Source organism: Mesorhizobium sp. P2_B11 (assembly GCF_056404855.1).
This window is the reverse complement of the sequence record NZ_JBFUDF010000001.1, coordinates 794,865-814,509: the sequence shown is the minus strand read 5'-3', so window position 1 is coordinate 814,509 and position 19,645 is coordinate 794,865. Positions and strand designations below refer to the sequence as shown.

The 19,645-nt window shown below is 64.6% G+C and carries 18 protein-coding genes; 6 read left to right on the top strand and 12 right to left on the bottom strand.

Going from position 1 to position 19,645, the window contains the following annotated elements:
• Positions 1-114 precede the first annotated feature (114 nt).
• The 4 genes from AC1DYJ_RS03700 to hisS all read right to left on the bottom strand — a co-directional run bounded on the left by AC1DYJ_RS03700 (position 115) and on the right by hisS (position 5,586).
• Entirely contained in the window at positions 115-1,875 is a 1,761-nt protein-coding gene (locus AC1DYJ_RS03700; protein WP_477280054.1) for an AMP-binding protein, read from the bottom strand.
• Between the two features lie 219 nt (positions 1,876-2,094).
• Positions 2,095-2,796, bottom strand: coding sequence for an ATP phosphoribosyltransferase (gene hisG / locus AC1DYJ_RS03695; RefSeq protein ID WP_477280053.1), 702 nt, complete (start codon positions 2,794-2,796; stop codon positions 2,095-2,097).
• On the bottom strand, positions 2,793-3,911 hold the full coding sequence (locus AC1DYJ_RS03690; protein ID WP_477280052.1) for an ATP phosphoribosyltransferase regulatory subunit: 1,119 nt from the start codon (positions 3,909-3,911) through the stop codon (positions 2,793-2,795). Before AC1DYJ_RS03690 ends, hisG begins: the two co-directional genes overlap by 4 nt.
• A gap of 178 nt (positions 3,912-4,089) precedes the next feature.
• On the bottom strand, positions 4,090-5,586 hold the full coding sequence (gene hisS, locus AC1DYJ_RS03685; protein ID WP_477425948.1) for a histidine--tRNA ligase: 1,497 nt from the start codon (positions 5,584-5,586) through the stop codon (positions 4,090-4,092).
• Between the two features lie 231 nt (positions 5,587-5,817).
• Here hisS and AC1DYJ_RS03680 point away from each other — a divergent pair, with 231 nt between their 5' ends.
• A complete protein-coding gene (locus AC1DYJ_RS03680) occupies positions 5,818-6,060 on the top strand; it encodes a hypothetical protein (RefSeq protein ID WP_477280050.1) in 243 nt (80 codons plus the stop codon).
• 124 nt (positions 6,061-6,184) lie between these two features.
• On the opposite strand, the gene AC1DYJ_RS03675 is transcribed toward AC1DYJ_RS03680, so the two are convergent.
• Entirely contained in the window at positions 6,185-6,823 is a 639-nt protein-coding gene (locus AC1DYJ_RS03675; RefSeq protein ID WP_477280049.1) for a DNA-3-methyladenine glycosylase I, read from the bottom strand.
• Between the two features lie 209 nt (positions 6,824-7,032).
• On the opposite strand from AC1DYJ_RS03675, the gene AC1DYJ_RS03670 reads away from it, so the two are divergent.
• On the top strand, positions 7,033-7,776 hold the full coding sequence (locus tag AC1DYJ_RS03670; RefSeq protein WP_477280048.1) for a L,D-transpeptidase: 744 nt from the start codon (positions 7,033-7,035) through the stop codon (positions 7,774-7,776).
• Positions 7,777-8,056: 280 nt separating this feature from the next.
• The gene (locus tag AC1DYJ_RS03665) at positions 8,057-8,977 is read left to right on the top strand and encodes a bifunctional 5,10-methylenetetrahydrofolate dehydrogenase/5,10-methenyltetrahydrofolate cyclohydrolase (RefSeq protein ID WP_477280047.1); all 921 of its coding nucleotides are present in this window, start codon (positions 8,057-8,059) and stop codon (positions 8,975-8,977) included.
• A 6-nt stretch (positions 8,978-8,983) separates the two neighbouring features.
• Here the strand turns inward: AC1DYJ_RS03665 and glcF are convergent, their stop codons facing one another.
• From glcF to AC1DYJ_RS03640, 5 genes are all read right to left on the bottom strand, one after another.
• Entirely contained in the window at positions 8,984-10,309 is a 1,326-nt protein-coding gene (glcF, locus tag AC1DYJ_RS03660) for a glycolate oxidase subunit GlcF (protein ID WP_477280046.1), read from the bottom strand.
• A 5-nt stretch (positions 10,310-10,314) separates the two neighbouring features.
• Positions 10,315-11,526, bottom strand: a complete 1,212-nt coding sequence (locus tag AC1DYJ_RS03655) for an FAD-binding protein (RefSeq protein WP_477280045.1) — start codon at positions 11,524-11,526, stop codon at positions 10,315-10,317.
• A complete protein-coding gene (locus AC1DYJ_RS03650) occupies positions 11,523-12,107 on the bottom strand; it encodes an ASCH domain-containing protein (RefSeq protein ID WP_477280044.1) in 585 nt (194 codons plus the stop codon). Before AC1DYJ_RS03650 ends, AC1DYJ_RS03655 begins: the two co-directional genes overlap by 4 nt.
• Positions 12,108-12,350: 243 nt before the next feature.
• On the bottom strand, positions 12,351-13,847 hold the full coding sequence (locus AC1DYJ_RS03645) for an FAD-linked oxidase C-terminal domain-containing protein (RefSeq protein ID WP_477280043.1): 1,497 nt from the start codon (positions 13,845-13,847) through the stop codon (positions 12,351-12,353).
• 267 nt (positions 13,848-14,114) lie between these two features.
• Complete coding sequence (locus AC1DYJ_RS03640) at positions 14,115-15,437, bottom strand: DUF3422 family protein (protein ID WP_477280042.1); 1,323 nt, start codon at positions 15,435-15,437, stop codon at positions 14,115-14,117.
• 285 nt (positions 15,438-15,722) lie between these two features.
• On the opposite strand from AC1DYJ_RS03640, the gene AC1DYJ_RS03635 reads away from it, so the two are divergent.
• From AC1DYJ_RS03635 to AC1DYJ_RS03625, 3 genes are read left to right on the top strand one after another with little or no spacing between them, the layout of a single operon-like run.
• Complete coding sequence (locus AC1DYJ_RS03635) at positions 15,723-16,520, top strand: FCD domain-containing protein (RefSeq protein WP_477280041.1); 798 nt, start codon at positions 15,723-15,725, stop codon at positions 16,518-16,520.
• A gap of 12 nt (positions 16,521-16,532) precedes the next feature.
• Positions 16,533-17,669, top strand: coding sequence for an alpha-hydroxy acid oxidase (locus AC1DYJ_RS03630; RefSeq protein ID WP_477280040.1), 1,137 nt, complete (start codon positions 16,533-16,535; stop codon positions 17,667-17,669).
• A gap of 55 nt (positions 17,670-17,724) precedes the next feature.
• Positions 17,725-18,492, top strand: coding sequence for a metallophosphoesterase (locus AC1DYJ_RS03625; RefSeq protein WP_477280039.1), 768 nt, complete (start codon positions 17,725-17,727; stop codon positions 18,490-18,492).
• Here AC1DYJ_RS03625 and AC1DYJ_RS03620 read toward each other — a convergent pair.
• Both AC1DYJ_RS03620 and AC1DYJ_RS03615 read right to left on the bottom strand, forming a co-directional pair.
• Positions 18,489-18,629 (bottom strand): hypothetical protein, encoded by a 141-nt coding sequence (locus tag AC1DYJ_RS03620; RefSeq protein WP_006206855.1) that lies wholly within the window; start codon positions 18,627-18,629, stop codon positions 18,489-18,491. The two genes, AC1DYJ_RS03625 and AC1DYJ_RS03620, sit on opposite strands and share 4 nt — an antisense overlap.
• A 273-nt stretch (positions 18,630-18,902) precedes the next feature.
• Positions 18,903-19,601: a type 1 glutamine amidotransferase gene (locus tag AC1DYJ_RS03615; RefSeq protein ID WP_477280038.1), complete on the bottom strand. Its 699-nt coding sequence runs from the start codon at positions 19,599-19,601 to the stop codon at positions 18,903-18,905.
• Between the last annotated feature and the right edge of the window lie 44 nt (positions 19,602-19,645).

Below are 19,645 nucleotides of genomic sequence, written 5' to 3'. Positions count from 1 at the left end.
GCTCACACTTTTCCTGGAATTGCTCTAGTAGCCGCGTCCACACGAGACCATCTGGCCAAGCCTGTACGGCAAGGCAAGATGCCTACTGGCGCGAACTGCGGCTAAGTAACCGCTTTACGCCGTCTTCTGCGCCACCAGCCCCAACTCCTCCACCATCGCCTCGCGCATCAGGAACTTCTGCGGCTTGCCGGTGACCGTCATCGGCAATTCGGTGCGGAAGCGGATGTAGCGGGGGATCTTGTAGTGGGCGATCTGGCCGGCGCAGAAGTTCTTGATCTCCTGCTCGGTGGCGATCTGGTTGGGTTTCAGCACGATCCAGGCGCACAGCTCCTCGCCATATTTGGCGTCGGGAATGCCGAACACCTGCACTTCCTTGACCTTGGGATGGCGGTAGAGAAATTCCTCGACCTCTCTGGGATAGACGTTCTCGCCACCGCGGATGACCATGTCCTTGACCCGGCCGACAATGTTGCAATAGCCCTCGGCGTCTATCGTCGCGAGGTCGCCGGTGTGCATCCAGCCATCGCTGTCGATCGCCTCCGCGGTCTTTTCCGCGTCGTCCCAATAGCCCTTCATCACGGAATAGCCGCGCGTGCACAGTTCGCCCGGTGCGCCGACGGCAACGGTGGCGCCCTCGGTGTCGATGGCCTTGACCTCGACATGCGGATGGATGCGGCCAACGGTGGAGACGCGCTTTTCCAGCGGGTCGTCGACGCTGCTCTGGAACGACACCGGGCTGGTCTCGGTCATGCCATAGGCGATGGTGACTTCTTGCATGTGCATCAGCGACACGACCTTCTTCATCACCTCGATCGGGCAAGGTGAACCCGCCATGATGCCGGTGCGCAGGCTGGAAAGATCGAAGCTGGCGAAGTCGGCGTGATCGAGCATGGCGACGAACATGGTCGGCACACCGTAGAGGCCGGTGCAGCCTTCCCGCGCCACTGCCTTCAGTGTCGCGCCGGCGTCAAACCCCTCGCCCGGAAACACCATCGTCGCGCCCTTGGTGACACAGCCCATCGTGCCCATCGACATGCCGAAGCAGTGATAGAGCGGCACCGGAATGCAGAGCCGGTCGTCGACGGTGAGCTTGATCGCCGCGGTGACGAAATTGCCGTTGTTGACGATGTTGGTGTGGGTCAGCGTCGCGCCCTTGGGAGCGCCTGTCGTGCCTGAGGTGAACTGGATGTTGATGGCCTCGCCAGGCTTCAACCCCTCGGAGATGCGGTCGAGGCTGTCATGCTCGTCGCGGCCGGCCATCGACAGCACATCGGCGAAATTGAACATGCCGGGTGAGTTGTCGTCGCCCATCCGGATGACGATCTTCAACGCCGGCAGTTTCTGCGCCTTGAGCTTGCCGGAGGTCGCATTGGCGAGCTCCGGCGCCAGCGTCTCGATCATGCCGAGATAGTCGGAGGTCTTGAAGCTGGCGGCCGTCACCAGCGCCTTGCAGCCAACCTTGTTGAGGGCATATTCGAGTTCGGTCAGCCGATAGGCCGGGTTAATGTTGACCAGGATCAGGCCGATGCGGGCCGTGGCGAACTGCGTTACCAGCCATTCCCAGCGGTTGGGCGACCAGATGCCGACGCGATCGCCCTTTTCGAGGCCGAGCGCCAGGAAGCCGGCGGCGAGCGTATCGACGGTGTCCGACAGTTCGCTCCAGGTGAAGCGCTTGTCCTGGCCGACGAAGACGGCAGCATCCTGCGTGGCGTATTTGCTGACCGTGTCGGAAAACAGCTGAGGAATCGTCTTGTCGAGCAGCGGCACGGAACGGTCGCCCGACACATGCGCCCGGCCATCCAGCGGGGCGATGAACGCCCTGCCGCGCCCGCGCAGGTTGGTGGCGTTCTTCAGTTCGTCGAGATTGATCGCCATCGCCGTCTCCTCCCGGGATATGGCGAGCCTATCAGCCTGATGCGGCGGTGGAAATCCCGTCGATGGTACCCCTCCCCCTCAAGGGGACGGTGCCGAGCGAAGCGAGGCGGGTGGGGTCGCCTCAACTGCCTCGACCTCCATCTGGCTTTGACCAAAGATGGAGCACTGCCGCAGCGACCCCACCCGTCCAGCCGCCTTTGGCGGCTGTCTACACTCCCCTCAAGGGGGAGGGAGGGCGCTCATCTTCGCAGCGATATCGCGCACCAGCGCCTCATCGACCGCCGCACGGTCCTTCCGCGACGCCACCAGACAAGCCTGCGACTTCAGCACGACGCCGTCGGCCAGCACTTTGAGATGGTTGGCGCGGAGCGTCGAGCCGGTGGTGGTGATGTCGACGATGACGTCGGCAAGGCCCGCCGCCGGCGCGCCTTCGGTGGCGCCGAGGCTTTCGACGATGCGGTAGACCTGGATGCCGTGCTTTTGGGAGAAGAATTGTTGCGTCAGCCGCCAGTATTTGGTGGCGATCCTCAGCCTTCTGCCGTGGCGCTGGCGAAAATCGGCGGCGACATCGTCGAGATCGGCCATGGTGTCGACGTCGAGCCAGATGCCGGGCACGGCGACGACCACATCGGCATGGCCGAAGCCCAGACGGGCGACGATTTCGGCGCGCGCTTCCCAGTCGGCGAGGTTTTCACGCAAAAGGTCTTCGCCGGTGATGCCGAGGTCGACCGTGCGTTGACCGATCTCGCCGGCGATTTCGGAGGCCGACAGGAACGCCACCTCGACGTTTTCGAGCCCATCGATGCGGGCGCGGTATTTGCGCACGTCGTCCGGCAGCGTGACGCCGAGCCCTGCCTTGGCCAGCACCTCCAGCGCCTGCTCCTTCAGCCGGCCTTTCGACGGGATCGCCAGCGTGATCATTTGAGCTCTCCGCGCAGCGCTTCGATGCGGTCGAGCCAGACGGAGAAGCCGACGCCGGGGATCGGCGTTTTCGCGCCAAGCAGCGTCAGCAGCCGGTCGTAGCGGCCGCCGCCGGCCAGCGGCCGCTCACCGCCTTCAGCCGCTATCTCGAAGACGATGCCGGTGTAGTAATCGAGCGGACGACCGAAAGCGGCGTCATAGCGGATTGTTTGCATCGGCAGGCCGTGCGCCTCGATGGCTTTGGCGCGGGCTGCGAATTTCTCCAGCGCCGCGCCCAGCGACAGGCCGGCAGAGGCGGCGAAGCTTTCGAGCGCCTGGGACGCGCTGTCGAGCGGCACGTCGATGGCCAGAAAATCCTTCAGCGCCGCAAACGCCTCGTTCGACAGCCGCACGCTGCGCAATTCGGCCTTCTCGATCAGCCGCCGGGCAATGTCGGCCGGCGCGCGTCCGCCCGACGCCAAGAGGCCTGCTTCTTCCATGCCGCCGGCGATGTGGGCGGACAGCGCTTCGAGATCGCCGTCGAGGACAAGCGCGGCGACATCGCCGTCAAGCTGGCCGTTGCGCGGCGGGTTGGCGAGATCGGCGAGCGCTGCCTGCAGCATCGGCGCCGAGCCGAAGGCGCGGGCCAGCCGCATGCGCCAGCCGCGCGGCAGGCCGAGCGCCGCCAGCACTGCCTCGAAAATGGTCTGGTCGCCGAGCGTGACCGCCAGGGGCTGCGCCGGCAGCACCAGCCGCAGCAATGCATGCGCATCGGCCACCGAACGGGCGTCGGCCTCGGCCGTGTCGCGGTCGCCGAGATCCTCGATGCCGGCCTGGAAAAACTCGTTGCCACCCTCGCGGCGCTGGCGAAACACTTCGCCCAGATAAGAATAGCGGCGCGGCGTGCCGGCCTGGCTGGCGATGTGGTCGAGGCAGACGGGGATGGTGAATTCAGGACGCAGGCAGAGCGTCTTGCCGGTTTCGCTTTCGGTCAGAAAAATGCGGCGGCGCAGATCCTCGCCGGCCATATCGAGGAACGGATCGGCCGGCTGCAGCACGGCCACCTCCACCGCGTGGGTGTTGCGGGTAGCGAAGAGGTTGATGATTTCGGTTGAGATGGCGGGGCGGGAGGTCATAAGACGCCGCCTCCCCTTCTCCCCTTGTGGGAGAAGGTGTCGCCGAAGGCGACGGATGAGGGGTGTTCCAGCGGAGTGAGGCGTTGGCGTTCCCTAGAACACCCCTCATCCGTCTCGGCGCTCCGCGCCGATCCACCTTCTCCCACAAGGGGAGAAGGGAAGAACAGCGCGGCGCTCTTCATTTCGCGCGTTCCTCGGCCTGCGCCGCCAAAATCTTCTTCACCTCGGCGACCAGCGCACCTTCCGCCACCGTCACCTGCGCCGGCCTTGCCGCGCGCCATTCGGCGTTGTCGGTGATCTCGGCCGACATCCGCGCGCCTTCGATCAGGTCCTTGATCTGCAACTCGCCCCTGGCGCGCTCGTCGCCGCCCTGGATGACAGCGACCGGGCTGCCGCGGCGGTCGGCGTATTTCAGCTGCGCCTTCATGCCGGCGCCGCCGAGATACATTTCGGAACGAATGCCGGCGGCGCGCAGCTCGGCGACCATCTTCTGGTAGCGGCCGAGGCTTTCGGTGTCCTTGTCCATGACCAGTACGACAACCGGCGCGATGACATCGGCGGTGTCCAGCTTGCCGAGGTTCTTCAGCGCTGTCATCAGCCGGGAGACGCCGATGGAGAAGCCGGTCGCCGGAACGGGCTCGCCGCGAAAGCGCGAGACCAGGCCGTCATAACGCCCGCCGCCACCGACCGAGCCGAAGCGGACGATCTGGCCGTCCTCGTTGGGGATCTCGGCGAGAAGCTCGGCCTCGAAGACGGGGCCGGTGTAGTATTCGAGGCCGCGGACGACGGAGCGATCCATGGCGATGCGATCTTCGCCATATCCTGCAGCCTTGACCAAGGCTTCAATCGTCGCAAGTTCGCCGACGCCTTCCTGATAAGTCGCGTTCGAGCTCACCATGGAATCCTGGCCGACCTGCGCGTTTCTCGCCGTAGCGAGCAGAACGGCTTCGGCCTGCCCGTCGTCCAACCCGGCGCCCTTGGCAAAGTCGCCCTCGCCTTCCTTGCCGCCGTCCCACCGCCCAGGCCCGAGCAGGAGCTTCACGCCCTCAGGTCCAAGCTTGTCCAGCTTGTCGATGGCTCGAAGCACCGTCAGCCGGCGGCCGGCATTTCCCTCTCCGCCAAGTCCGATCGCCTCGAGCACGCCGTCGAGCACCTTGCGGTTGTTGACGCGGATGACGTAATCGCCGCGCTTGATGCCGAGCGCTTCCATCACGTCGGCCATCATCATCGCCATCTCGGCATCCGCTGCCACGCCCGGCGTGCCGATGGTGTCGGCGTCGAACTGCATGAACTGGCGGAAGCGACCGGGGCCGGGCTTTTCGTTGCGGAACACCCAGCCGGAACGGTAGCTGCGGTAGGGTTTCGGCAGCTTCTCAAAATTCTCGGCGACRWAACGCGCCGTCGGYGCRGTCARRTCGTAGCGCAGCGACAGCCAYTGSTCGTCATCGTCCTGGAASGAGAACACGCCYTCATTCGGCCGGTCCTGGTCGGGCAGGAAYTTKCCSAGCGCATCGGTGTATTCGATCAGCGGCTGGTCGGCCGGYTCGAAACCATAGAGCTCATAGACCGACCGGATCGTCGCCATCATCTTCTCGACGGCGCGGATATCGTCGGCGCTGCGGTCGGCAAAGCCGCGCGGCAGCCGCGCTTTCGTCTTTTCCGATTTGTCGGCCATGGGATGTACTCGGCGTTTCGTGGGCAAATTACCGCTTTCCACGGCGCGCGTGTCCTAACCGATGCAGCCGGGAGCGGCAAGGGTTAGCGCTCTTCCTTCCCCCCCTGTGGGAGAAGGTGGATCGGTGCCCCGAAACAAAACGCACCAAAAAGGAAACAATTCCGCCACCGGTGCGGCATCGTGCCGACACAATCAAAGCCGATAAGCGCGCCGAAACAAGGGGTTGGGGCCATGACCACGGCACACAAGTTCGACATCAGAGACGACGGCTTGCATGAAGTTCGACTGCGGCCGGCCGAGAGCTGTGCGCCGGTGACGGCAAGCCTCGGTCCGTTTGAGGTCACTGCCGAAGAGCGCAAGGGCTCGTCGATGCGCGAGGCGCTGATGACCGGGTTGCTGGTGATCTATCCGGCCTTCGCCGCGTTGGCGGCGATTGTCGCGGGGCTCTTCCTGACCGGCGCCAGCGGGGTGTGAGTTTCTCACCCTCCCCCTTGTGGGGAGGGTCGACGCGTAGCGTCGGGGTGGGGGGCAGCGCCAAGATACCCCCACCCGCGCCTTCGGCGCGACCTCCCCACAAGGGGAGGTAGGGGACAGCGCGCTACTTCGGCCGCTTGAACGCCTTCCTGTCCTTCTCGACCTGCTTGCGGCAATAACAGCCCTCAAGATGGTCGTTGACCAGGCCCATCGCCTGCATGAAGGCGTAGACGGTGGTGGGACCGACAAAGCTCCAGCCGCGCTTCTTCAGCTCCTTCGATATCCTCACCGAGACCGCCGTCGTCGGGTTGGCGCGCAAATGCGTGAGGTCGACGACCGCCGGCCGCTCGTCCGGCCCCGGCTCGAACTTCCAGAACCAGGCGGCGAGCGAACCGAACTCATCGACCATCTCCCTCGCGCGTTTGGCGTTGTTGATGGTCGAGACGATCTTGCCGCGGTGGCGGATGATGCCGGCATTGCCGACGAGGCGTTCGACATCCTCATCGGTAAAGGCGGCGACCTTGTCGAAGTCGAAGCCGGCGAAAGCCTCGCGGAAATTCTCGCGCTTGCGCAGGATGGTCAGCCAGGACAGGCCGGACTGAAAACCTTCAAGGCAGATCTTTTCGAACAGCCTGCGGTCGTCGGCCACCGGCCGGCCCCATTCACGGTCATGATAATGCAGATAGTCCGGCAGATTGCCGTGCCAGAAGCAGCGCGTGAGCCCGTCGTCGCCGGTCAGCAGGCCGGTATTGTCTTGTGCCATGGCCAATCCATTTGTTAACGCGGCTCGACACCGCATTTACCGCGGCTTTACCAGATTCCTGAACCCGGCGGTAACCACACCAAAAGGTTTACTGACAAAGCGGCATTTTACGCATTCCGATTCATGTTTCGGTTGCGGCTTCGCGCCAAGGATCGCGCAACCGGGGGCAACTTCCGCTTCCGTCCGTTCGACGATCAAGGTGCGTTCCGATGAAGATCTTTTTGCGTTCCGTGCTCGGCGCCGTGGCCATTCTGGCCGCCGGCGCCACCTCGTCCGCCGCCAACGACCGCTATGCCGACAGGCCGCCGGTGATGGTGAGCCCCGACCTTTCCGCACCCTGGGTGCTGCAGCTCGGCCGGGCGCCCGGCATCGTGCGGCAGAGCCGCCAGGTGGTCCAACAGCCGCGTTTGCGCTATGCGCAGCCGGCGCAGCCCGACCGGGTGCGGACCGCTTCGGTGCAGGCGCCGGCCAAGCGCATGGTGATGCGGCCGCAGATCAATCCGCTCTATCTGCCGCAGGAAGTCGCCTATGACGGCCCGCAGAAGCCGGGCACCATCGTCATCGATACGACGCAGAATTTCCTGTTCCTGGTCGAGAAGAACGGCAAGGCGCGGCGCTATGGCGTCGGCACCGGCAAGCCGGGCTTCGAATGGTCGGGCACGCACAAGATCACCAACAAGCGCGTCTGGCCGGACTGGCGTCCGCCGGCGGAGATGATCAGGCGCGAGGCCGCCAAGGGGCGCTATCTGCCGACCTATCTGGCCGGCGGCGAAGAGAACCCGCTCGGCGCCCGCGCGCTCTATCTCGGCACGACGGAATACCGCATTCACGGCACCAACCAGCCCTGGACGATCGGCGGCGCGGTGTCCTCCGGCTGCATCCGGATGCGCAACGAGGACGTGGTTGACCTTTACGAGAGGGTCAATGTTGGAACGACCGTTGTCGTGATATAGTCGGCTAGCGAATCAGCAGGTCCAGAAGGCTAGGCCTTCAGGGATTGGCGAAAAGTTTACGGGGGACGGGCCGTGTGGGGATGCGGCCAGTCAGGGAAGGGCAGCACGGGAAACCGCGCTGCCCTTTTTCTTCGCGCCACCATCGGCCAACTGAACCAGGCTGCGCCAGAACGTCGCGCCAAGGCGATGATGCTGCGCTTTCGCGCTGCCCTTGCCACATTTCCCCTGCTATAGGGGCGGCCAAATTCGCTACGCCAAACTCCCCTACGAAAGTCCAGCCATGTCTCAGCCAGACGACAGCCGCTATCTCCGGGGCGGACCGGTCGCCCAGCGCATCATCGCCGCCGTGCGCGAGGATGCCGCCATCGCCACCGCCGAGGGTTTTCCGCCGAAGCTGGTGTCGATCACCGTCGGCGATACCGATGCCGTCGATGTCTATGTACGCAACCAGCGCGCCAAGGCCGCGCTTGCCGGCATCTCCTTCGAGGAGCGGCGGTTCCCCGCCGACATAACCGCCGGCGAACTCGAGGCGGCGATCCATGGGCTTAACGCCGACCCGCGCGTCACCGGCATCATCATCCAGCGGCCGGTGCCGGCGCATATCCCGATCAAGACTTTGCAGGCGGCGGTGCATCCGCTGAAGGATGTCGAGGGCATGCATCCGGCCTCGATCGGCAACATCGTCTATAACCAGCTCGACCTCGCGCCCTGCACGGCGGCGGCTTCGGTCGAACTCTTGAAAGAGACCGGCCTCGACCTCAAGGGACTGGAGGTCGTCGTCGTCGGCCATTCCGAAATCGTCGGCAAGCCGATCGCCTTCCTGCTGATGAGCGAAGGCGCGACAGTGACGGTGTGCCATCACATGACGCGCTCCGTGGCGGCCCATGCGCGCCGCGCCGACGCGCTGTTCGTCGCCGTCGGCAAGCCGAGGCTGATCCAGGCCGACATGGTCAAGCCGGGCGCGGCCGTCATCGATATCGGCATCAACTCGGAGATCGGGCCTGACGGGCAAAGCCGCATCGTCGGCGACGTCGATACCGAGAGCGTCAAGGAAGTTGCGTCCTGGATCACACCTGTGCCGGGCGGCGTCGGCCCGATCACCGTGGCGATCCTGCTGCGCAACACAATGGTCGCGCTCAGCCGCCAGCGCGCGCGCTACCAGGCGACGTATGGAACGGTGGACAGGCTGGCGGCTGAGTAGCTTCGCCTACTCAGCCGCGACCAGTCTTCCCTCTGAGACGCCTTCCGGCTTCGGGCCACCATAGGCCCAATCCAGCAGCTTGACCGTATGCACCACCGGCAGCTTCGCGGCGGAAGCGATCTGGGTGATGCAGCCTATGTTGCCGGTGGCGACGATTTCGGCGCCGGTCGCCTCGATGTTTTTCACCTTGCGGTCGCGCAGCTTGGCCGAAATCTCGGACTGGAGGATGTTGTAGGTGCCGGCGGATCCGCAGCACAGATGCCCTTCGCGCGGCTCGCGCACGACGAAGCCGGCTTTGGCCAGCAATTCCTTTGGCTGGCGGGTGATCTTTTGGCCGTGCTGCATCGAACAGGCGGAGTGATACGCGACAACGGTGCCTGGCTTGCGCACCGGCTCAGGCAGGTCGAGCCCTGCAAGATATTCGGTGATATCCTTGGCCAGCGCCGAGACCTTCGCGGCCTTGTCGGCATAGGCCGGATCGAGGCGCAGCATGAAGCCGTAGTCCTTGATGGTGGTGCCGCAGCCCGAGGCGGTGATGACGATGGCGTCGAGCCCGCCCTGGTCGATGGCGCGTGTCCAGGCATCGACATTCTGCTTCGCCGAGGCGAGCGCCGCTGCCTCGCGGCCCATATGATGGACCAGCGCGCCGCAGCAGGCTTCGCCTTGCGGCACCACGACCTCGACGCCAAGCCTGGTCAACAGCGCAATCGTCGTCTCGTTGATGGCGGGATCGAGCACCGACTGGGCGCAGCCGGTGAGAATGGCGACGCGGCCCTTTTTCGTCCCCTGCCCGGCATGAATGCCGGGAGAAGCCATTGGCGACGCCGCCGGGATCGAAGCCGGCGCCAGTTTCAGCATCGCGCCGAGCGGCTTCAGGGCCGGCAGCTTTTCGAACAGGCCAATGAACGGCTTGCCCAGCTTTGCCAGTTTCAGCGCGGCGCGAAAGCGCACGGGGTAGGGCAGCACGAAGGCCAGCATGGTGCGGGTCAGCCGGTCGAGCAACGGCCGCTTGTAGGTCTCCTCGATGTGAGCGCGGGCATGGTCGACCAGATGCATGTAGTTGACGCCCGACGGGCAGGTGGTCATGCAGGCAAGGCAGGACAGGCAGCGGTCGATATGGGTGACGATCTCCTTGTCGGCGGGACGGCCGTTCTCCAGCATGTCCTTGATCAGGTAAATCCGCCCGCGCGGCGAATCGAGCTCATTGCCGAGCGTCACATAGGTCGGGCAAGTGGCGGTGCAGAAGCCGCAATGCACGCATTTGCGCAGGATCTTCTCCGATTCCGCGACATGCGGATCGGCAAGCTGGGCAAGGGAGAAGTTGGTCTGCATTCGCGTTAGCCCTGGGTCATACGGCCGGGATTGAGGATAGCCTTGGGATCGAACTCGGCCTTGAGCCTGGCCGACAGCGCCGCCAGATGCGGCGCCTGCGGCTCGAACACCGGCACGGCGGCGCGATGGGCAGGGGCAGCGCGCACCAATGTGGCGTGGCCGCCGCCATGTTTTCGGATCAGCCCGCGCAGCAGGCCGGCCTCGGGATCGCCCTCCTCCATGCGCAGCCAGACCAGCCCGCCCTGCCAATCGTAGAAGGCGCTGACGCCGATCTGCATGCGCAGCGTCAGCACCATCTGGTGGGCCTGGGACGGTGCCATGGAGACGCGCCAGACCGGCTTTTCGCTGCCGTCGGCGAAAGGCGCGCAATCCCTGACGTCGCGCCAAAGCGCATGCGAGGGGTCGCCCGCAATCTCCTGCAGCGGGCCGGCGTTTTTCAGCAAGGTCTTCAGCGCTTCGATGCGGTAAGCGACCGAAGGGCCAAAGCCTTCCACGCGTAGCAGCGTCGTGGCGTCAGCGCCGAGTGTGCCGCCGGCGACGCGCGCGGCGATGCGTTCGGGCAGATGGGCGGCGCTCGACACTTCAGCGCTGGAACCTAGCGCCAGCGCCATGGCGCTTGCTGCTGCATCGTCGAGCAGACCGCGCACGGCAAGGGTCACTTCAGTCTCGGCCGCCGGCAGCACCTTGAAGGTGACGTCGGTGAACACGGCGAGTGTGCCCCAGCTGTTGGCCATCAGCTTGGACAGATCGTAGCCGGTGACGTTCTTGACGACGCGGCCGCCGGACTTGAAGGCTTCGCCGCGACCGGCCACCGCATTGATGCCGAGGATGTGGTCACGTGCGGCGCCCGCCTTCAGCCGGCGCGGGCCGGACAGGTTCGCGGCAAGCACGCCGCCGATGGTGCCTTTGCCGGGCGCGCCACCGAGCAGAGGACCGTAATCCATCGGTTCGAACGCCAGTTGCTGGCCATTCTGCGCAAGCAGGCTTTCGATCTCGGACAGCGGCGTGCCGGCTTTCGCCGACAGCACCAGTTCGGCGGGCTCGTAGAGCGTGACGCTGGTGAGTTTTGACAGGTTGAGTGTGTGCTCGCTCTGCTGCGGACGGCCGATGCCACGCTTGGAACCATGGCCGATGGTTTCCAGCGGCGTCACCTCCGCCGCCGCCCATTGCACGGTGGAGAGGACTTCGGCCGATGTGGTGGGCGTGAAAGTGGTCAAAGCCTGTGTTCCCGCAGTTTTTCGAGCACCGCCTCACCTCTTGGCGACAGGCGGTAGCCGACCTCAAGACTCTCGGTCAGGCCGAGTTCCTTGAGCTTGCGAACGTCCTGTTTGAATTTCAGCGTTTCGACGCCGGCATTGGCAGCAAGCGTCGCCGCCCGCACTTCCGGATGCGCGGCGATAGCTTGTAGGATCGATGGAAAATAGCCGGGCGCGGTCTTGTCCCAGCGCGCAAAACGCACGGTCAGTGCGTGCCAGTCCGCATCGGACAGCAGCGCCTCGTCGCGCAAGGCAACACGCTCGTCGGCTTCAATGCCGTTGAGTTCGATGCGGTAGACCGGGGTGCCATCATCGGGGCCAAGCATCTGTTTGAGGGCCGCCAGCGAGGCAAAGCCCGCCGCGATCGCATCGCTCAGCGACAAGGCCGATGGGTCGACAATGCTGATGGCGCCGATCCGCACCACGCCCGAAGCCGTCCTGACGCGGCCGCCAGCCTTGACCGTCGGCCGGGTCCAGCGGCGGAAGGCGAGCGTGATTTCGTTGCGGGAGATTTTGTCCAGCGAGGCTTGTTTGAACAGCACGTCAGACCTCGCTTGGGAGGCAAGTGAGATTGGAGATGCCGCGTTCCTTCGCGCCCCCCTCTGTCCTGCCGGACATCTCCCCCACTTGGGGGGAGATCAGCAGCTTTGGCGACCGCGCCTCTCTTACAACGCCGAAGATTGGCGAAGACCGAAATGCCAGCTGATCTCCCCCCTTGTGGGGGAGATGTCCGGCAGGACAGAGGGGGGCGCGAAGGATCGCCGACGTGCGAAATTCCGCCCCCATCAAAACCTCGGAATATCCGGAAAGGCCACCTGTCCGCGATGCACATGCATGCGTCCAAGCTCCGCACATCTGCGCAACTGCGGAAATACCTTCCCCGGGTTCAGCAGGTGATTTGGGTCGAAGGCGCATTTGACGCGCATTTGCTGGTCGAGGTCGATCTGGTTGAACATTTCCGGCATCAGGTCGCGCTTCTCGACGCCGACGCCGTGTTCGCCGGTCAAGACGCCGCCGACCTTGACGCAGAGCCGCAAGATGTCGGCGCCAAAGCTTTCGGCCTTGTCGAGTTCGCCCGGCACATTGGCGTCGTAGAGGATCAACGGATGCAGATTGCCGTCGCCGGCATGGAAGACGTTGGCGACGCCGAGCCCGTATTTTTCCGAGAGTTCGCGCATGCCGGCGAGCACGTTCGGCAGTTCCTTGCGCGGGATGGTGCCGTCCATGCAGTAGTAGTCGGGCGAGATGCGGCCGACCGCGGGAAAGGCTGCCTTGCGGCCGGCCCAGAAACTCAGCCGCTCCTGTTCGGATTGCGAAATGCGGCAGGTGGTGGAGCCGTTCCTGTAGGCGATCGCCTCGACGAGACCGATCAGGTGGTCGACCTCGACGCCCGGCCCGTCGAGCTCGACGATGAGCAGCGCCTCGACATCGAGGGGGTAGCCGGCATGGACGAAATCCTCCGCCGCATGGATGGCCGGGCGGTCCATCATTTCCATGCCGCCCGGAATGATGCCGGCGCCGATGATGTCGGCGACGCATTGGCCGCCCTGCTCGCTGGTCGGAAAACCGATCAGCAGCGCGCGCGCCATCTCCGGTTTCTTGAGGATGCGCACAGTGACTTCGGTGACGACGCCGAGCAGGCCTTCCGAGCCGGTCATGACGCCGAGCAGGTCGTAGCCTTCAGCGTCGAGATGGTTGCCGCCAAGGCGCACCACCTCGCCATTCATCAGCACCATCTCGATGCCCAACACATTGTTGGCGGTGAGGCCGTATTTCAGGCAGTGCACGCCGCCGGAATTTTCCGCGACATTGCCGCCGATTGAGCAGGCGATCTGGGAAGATGGATCGGGCGCGTAATAAAAGCCCTCCTGCTCGACGGCGGTGGTGATGCCGAGATTGGTGACGCCCGGCTGGGCGACGACGGTGCGGTCGGGATAGTCGATGGCGAGAATGCGGTTGAAGCGGCTCATGACCAGAAGTACGGCATCTTCGAGCGGCAGAGCGCCGCCCGACAGCGAGGTGCCGGAGCCGCGCGGCACGACGCGGATGTTGCGGTCGTTGCAGTATTTCAGGATGCGCGAGACCTGCGCCACCGTTTCCGGCAGCACCACGACCAGCGGCAATTGCCGGTAGGCGGTGAGGCCGTCGCTTTCGAAGGCGCGCATTTCATTGGTGGCGTCGACGACGCCCTCGCCTGGCACGATGATGCGCATGTCGGCGACGATCTCCGCGCGCCGGCGCAGCGTGGCGTCGTCTGGCTTCGGCATGACAAGGCCGGACATCGGCAACGTCCTCCGCTTGACTGGTAAAAATCTTTTACCAGCGGCCGGCACTTGTTGCAAACCCTGCTTTGGTAGCGAGCGTCAGGAAGAAGCTTCCGCAGCGGCAATCTGCCGCTGGCGCTCTTCACCCTCCCCCTTGTGGGGAGGGTCGCGAACGCAGTGAGCGGGGTGGGGGTCCGCGCGACGAAAGCGCTTTACGAGCACCCCCACCCCGATCCGCTTTGCGGATCGACCCTCCCCACAAGGGGGAGGGTGAAAGCCCGCGCTCTACTCGCCCGGATGTTTCGCCGGCTCGGAGTGCATCCGCCTGACTCGGCGCACGCCCCACCAGACCAGCAGGATGGCGACCGGCACCGACGCTGCGGTGACCAGCTCCGGCGCAAAGGCATGGCCGAAGATGGAGGCGCCCTTGGCGAGGTAGGAGATCAGGCCGACGACATAGTAGGAGACGGCCGCCACCGAGAGACCCTCCACCGTCTGCTGCAGGCGCAGTTGCAGGCGGGCGCGGTTGTTCATCGAGGCCAGCAAATCGCGGTTCTGCTTTTCGACCTCGACATCGACCCAGGTGCGCAGCAGCGTGGTGGCGCGGGTGAGTTTTCGCGACAGGTTGGCCTGGCGCTCCTCGACCGAACGGCAAGTGCGCATGGCGGGTGCGACGCGCCGCTGCAGGAAGCCACCCCAGGTGTCGTAGCCGGGCACCGCCTCTTCCTCCAGCGCCTCCAGCCGCTCTACGACGATGCCGTCATAGGCGCGGCTGGCGCCGAAGCGGTAGAGGCTGGAGGCGGCATCGGCCTCGAGCTCGGCGGCAAGCTCGGTCAGGTCGGCAAGCAGCGTCTGGCTGTCGCGGGTCTCGGTGACCTTCATTTCCAGCGTCGTCTGCGCCAGCCTGTCCTCGATGCGGCGGGCGCGGCCCGACAGCGTCAGCGCCAGCGGCAGGCCGAGCATGGCAAGCGTGCGGTAGGTCTCGATGTCGATCAGCCGCTGCGACAGCGCGCCGGTCCGCGCTGGCGTCAGGCCGCGGTCGAGCACCAGGATGCGCGTCATGCCGTCGCCATCCTGGCGAAAATCGGTGATGATGGCCGCATTGCCGCGTTCGACCAGCGAATAGCACAGGCTCGTCGGGTCAAAGGCCGCGATCAGCTTCTCGCTGGCCTGCGTCCATTTGCGGATTTCGAGCCGGATGCCGGAGATGACGGTTCCCGGCGACGAAAAGCCGTTGCCGAAGGGCGAGTCTTCCTGCGCCCTGCTGCTTTCGGCAAGCGGCCCTTCCCACAGATAGGTCGAAAATTCGGTATGCCGCTCCCAGCGCAGCGTGCCCTTGCCCCATTTCATGGCATGGTGGCGGGCGTGACGGTCGGGCGCGGCGATGCCGAGGCGCCGCGACAGTTCGGAAAGCACGGCCATGTCGACGCCGGAGCCGCCTTCGGTCATGAAGGCGAGTTGGACAAGCACGCGCGGCTTGTCGATCAGCGGATGCGGCCGGGCATGGACCTCGCCAAGCGCGCCGGGCCGTCCCTCATGCGCGGGAAAGCCCATCACGCTGCCCTGGGCGCGCGGCTGGAATTCGAGATTGGACGTCTCGTCCGACACGGCTGGTCCCCCTGTTCTCGACCCTTCGTGTTGTCGCGTCCTCTTGTGACATCAGATGCGGCACGTAAACAGCAAAGTTTAGCCGAAGCGATTTCGCCGGCGTGGCACGGAAAGCGACTGCGTTGGGCGAATTGGATAAATAATTTGACCAGTTGGCGACACCGGCTTTAATCTGCGCCATAGAAGCAGAGCATGATGCCTGGACAAACGGTTCCCGTTTGTCCGAGAAAACCGCTTCACACTTTTCGGCATCATGCTCCAGGCAGGATTTCCCAGGCGCCCCCGTTGAGCGATATTTTTTCCAGGATCGAGCATTCGCGCACCGCCGACGAGGTGGTGCAGCAGATCGAAAGTTTGGTCCTCGAAGGCGTGCTGCGCACCGGCGACCGGCTGCCGGGCGAACGCGAGCTGGCGCGCCAGTTCGACGTGTCGCGGCCGATCCTGCGCGACGCGCTTAAGGCGCTGGAAGGGCGCGGGCTTTTGACCACCAAGGCCGGCGGCGGCACCCATGTCGCCGATGTCATCGGCCAGCTTTTCACCAAGCCGGTGACCGACCTCATCTCGATGCACCGCAAGGCGGTGACCGACTATCTGGAATACCGCCGCGAGATCGAAGGCGTCGCGGCCGAATATGCGGCGCGGCGCGCCACGCCGGACGACATTGCGCTGCTCGACCGCATCATGGCGCGCATGGACGAGGCGCACCGCACCGGTGATTTCGATGACGAGGCCGAGATCGACGTCGAGTTCCATCACGCGGTCTGCGAATGCGCGCACAACATCATCCTGTTGCATACGCTGCGCTCCTGCTACCGGCTGCTGTCGGAAGGCGTGTTCCAGAACCGGCTTTTGGTGTTCACCGTGCCCGGCGCGCGCGAGGCGCTGCTGGCCCAGCACCGGGCGATCTACAGAGCGGTGAAATCAGGCGATCCCTCAGCCGCCCGCCAGGCGGCGATGGAGCATATCTCCTATGTCGAGCGCTCGATGCTTGAGGCCGAGCGCAGCGGCGACTGGCAGCGCGTGTCGCGGCTCAGGCTTAAGCAACGCTCCGACGCCGGCGACGGCATGAAGACAACAGGCTAACGAGAGACCACCATGAGCGACATCCTCACCATTGCCGACCTCAAGGACCTAGCGCGCCGGCGGGTGCCGAAGATGTTCTTCGACTATGCCGATTCCGGCGCCTGGACCGAAAGCACCTACCGCGCCAATGAAGAAGACTTTCAGAAGATAAAATTCCGCCAGCGCGTGCTGGTCGACATGAGCAACCGCTCGTTGGAATCGACCATGATCGGCGAGAAGGTGGCGATGCCGGTGGCGCTTGCCCCCACCGGCCTGACCGGTATGCAGCATGCCGATGGCGAGATGCTGGCGGCGCAGGCGGCGGAAGAATTCGGCGTGCCGTTCACGCTGTCGACGATGAGCATCTGCTCGATCGAGGATGTCGCCTCGGTGACCAAAAAGCCGTTCTGGTTCCAGCTCTATGTGCTGCGCGACAAGGATTTCGTTCTCGATCTCATCGACAGGGCGAAGGCGGCGAAATGCTCGGCGCTGGTGCTGACGCTCGACCTGCAGATCCTGGGGCAGCGCCACAAGGATGTCCGCAACGGGCTGTCGGCGCCGCCCAAGATGACGCTGACCAACATTGCCAACATCGCCATGCGGCCCCGCTGGCTGATGGGCATTGCCGGTACCAAGCGCCGCACCTTCCGTAACATTGTCGGCCATGCCAAGGGCGTCGGTGACGTCGCTTCGCTGGCGTCGTGGACGACGGAGCAGTTCGACCCGCATCTGTCGTGGAAGGATGTCGCCTGGATCAAGGAACGCTGGGGCGGCAAGCTGATCCTGAAAGGCATTCTCGACAAGGAGGACGCGCTGATGGCGGTCGAGACCGGCGCCGACGCGATCGTCGTCTCCAACCATGGCGGGCGCCAGCTCGACGGCGCGTCGTCGTCGATCATGGCGCTGGAAGAAATCGCCGATGCGGTCGGCGACAGAATAGAGGTGCACATGGATGGCGGCATCCGCTCCGGCCAGGACGTGCTGAAGGCGCTGTGCCTCGGCGCCAAGGGCACCTATATCGGCCGGCCGTTCCTCTACGGTCTCGGCGCCATGGGCAAGGAAGGGGTGACCCTGGCGCTGGAGATCATCCGCAAGGAGATGGACATCACGCTGGCACTGTGCGGCAAGCGCCTGGTGACCGACATGGGCAAGGACCAGCTGCGGCGCTAGGGTCTTATTCATCCATTGATCCTAGCCTCGCGGGATCACGGAGACGACGCCTGCCTTGACCAAGACCGGCATCCATTACCTCGATGCGCGCGCGCCGGACGGCATGCGTCTCTACGCGATCGGCGACGTGCATGGCCGGCTCGACCTGCTCGAAGCCATGCACCGCCGCATCGAGAGTGAGCTTGAATACAAGCCGACCAGCGACTGGCGCGTCATCCACCTTGGCGACTATGTCGACCGCGGCCTCGAGTCCAAGGGTGTCCTCGATTTCCTGATCGCGGCGCAGAAACGCGATCCGCGGTATCTGATGCTCGCCGGCAACCACGATATCGGCTTCCTCGATTTTCTCGAAGAGCCCGATCCGGATGGGCTGTTCATGCGCTATGGCGGCGTGCAGACGGCACGATCCTATGGCGTCGACCTGATTGGAGATGTCAGCTGGTTCGGCAAGGCCGAGACGGTGCGGCGGGGACACGCCGAGCTGGTCAAGGCCGTGCCGCAGGCCCATGTCGACTTCCTTCGGTCGCTGACGTTCTCGATAAGCTTCGGTGATTTCTTCTTCTGCCATGCCGGCATCAGGCCGGATGTGCCGCTGGACAGCCAGAACCCGCAGGACCTGATCTGGATTCGCGACGTCTTCCACAATCACCCGGGTCTTTACCCAAAGGTGATCGTGCACGGCCACACCCCCGTGCCGGAGGCCGAGGTGATGCCCAACCGCGTCAATGTCGACACGCTGGCCTGGCAGTCAGGCATGCTCACCGCGCTCGCCGTAGACGGCGCGGACAAGCGTATCCTGACGGGGCAGGGAAAAGCGTTTTAACGGAGCGCGGCGGTGACGCCGTAGCCGTCGACGGCCTGATGGTTGTTGGCTGCATCGGCGGAATAAATGCCGAGACCGCACAGGACGATGGCAGAGAGCATGACAAAGGATAGAAGCGCTGCTTTCACGGACGTCATCTCTAGTTGAGCTTCCTGCATCTGGGCACGAGGCGGTTACCAATGCGTTGAAACGGAGAATTCGTCTCAAAGTTTCGACGATTTCGCGCTTGTAGTTCGATTCTGTATCGGCGGTGTGTCGCGCGGAGCACACAGAAGGTTCATCGCGGTTGCATTGCCGATGCAGAGCGCGCGCCTTGTAGGATAGCGTTCGGCCACAAACCAAGGATGAAAGACGTTGTCCCCGGCGGTTTCCCCGCCGCGTGCCAATTATGCAACGGCTGGGCCGTTAGCTCAGATCGTCGCCACCCAGGCGCGGGCAATGGCGAGGCCGGCGGCATCGGCGTCCGCGCCGTTTCGGGCCATTTCGCCGTCGAGCCGATCGTGCCAGTCGGGATGGCGCTCGGCAATGAGCGGTGCGAAGGACGTGCTCCAATCCTTCACCATCGGCCGGTCGGCTTCGAAGTGGAACTGGAAGCCGTAGACCGCGCGGCCGATGCGGAACGCCTGGTTCTCGGCAATTTCGCTGCCGGCAAGCCGCACCGCATTTGCAGGCAGAGCGAAGGTGTCGTCGTGCCATTCGAAGGTCGGGAAATCCTGCGGGAGTGCGCCAAGCACCGGATCGGCCTTGGCCTCCGGCGTCAGCGACACCTTGTGCCAACCGAATTCCGAGGCGCCGCCGACCTGGTTCTTTCCACCGAAAGTTCGGGCAACCAGTTGGCCGCCGAGGCAAATGCCGAGCACGGACCGATCTTTTTGCGCGAAATCGCGGGTCAATTCCAGCAGTGCGGGGAAATAGGGGTAGTCATCGTCGGCCAGCGCGTTCTGGCCGCCGCCGAGCATCACCATGGCATCATGCCCGCTCGCGTCGTCAGGCAGCGGATCGCCCTTGTAGGGCCGGCGCAGGTCGAGATCGGCGCCGGCTTCGGCAAGGGCTGCGCCGACCTGGCCGAGGCCGGTATTGTCGTAGTTCTGGACCACCAGCACCCGCATCGAAAAACCCTGCTGACATGAAATGACGAGCCGAGCGATATCAT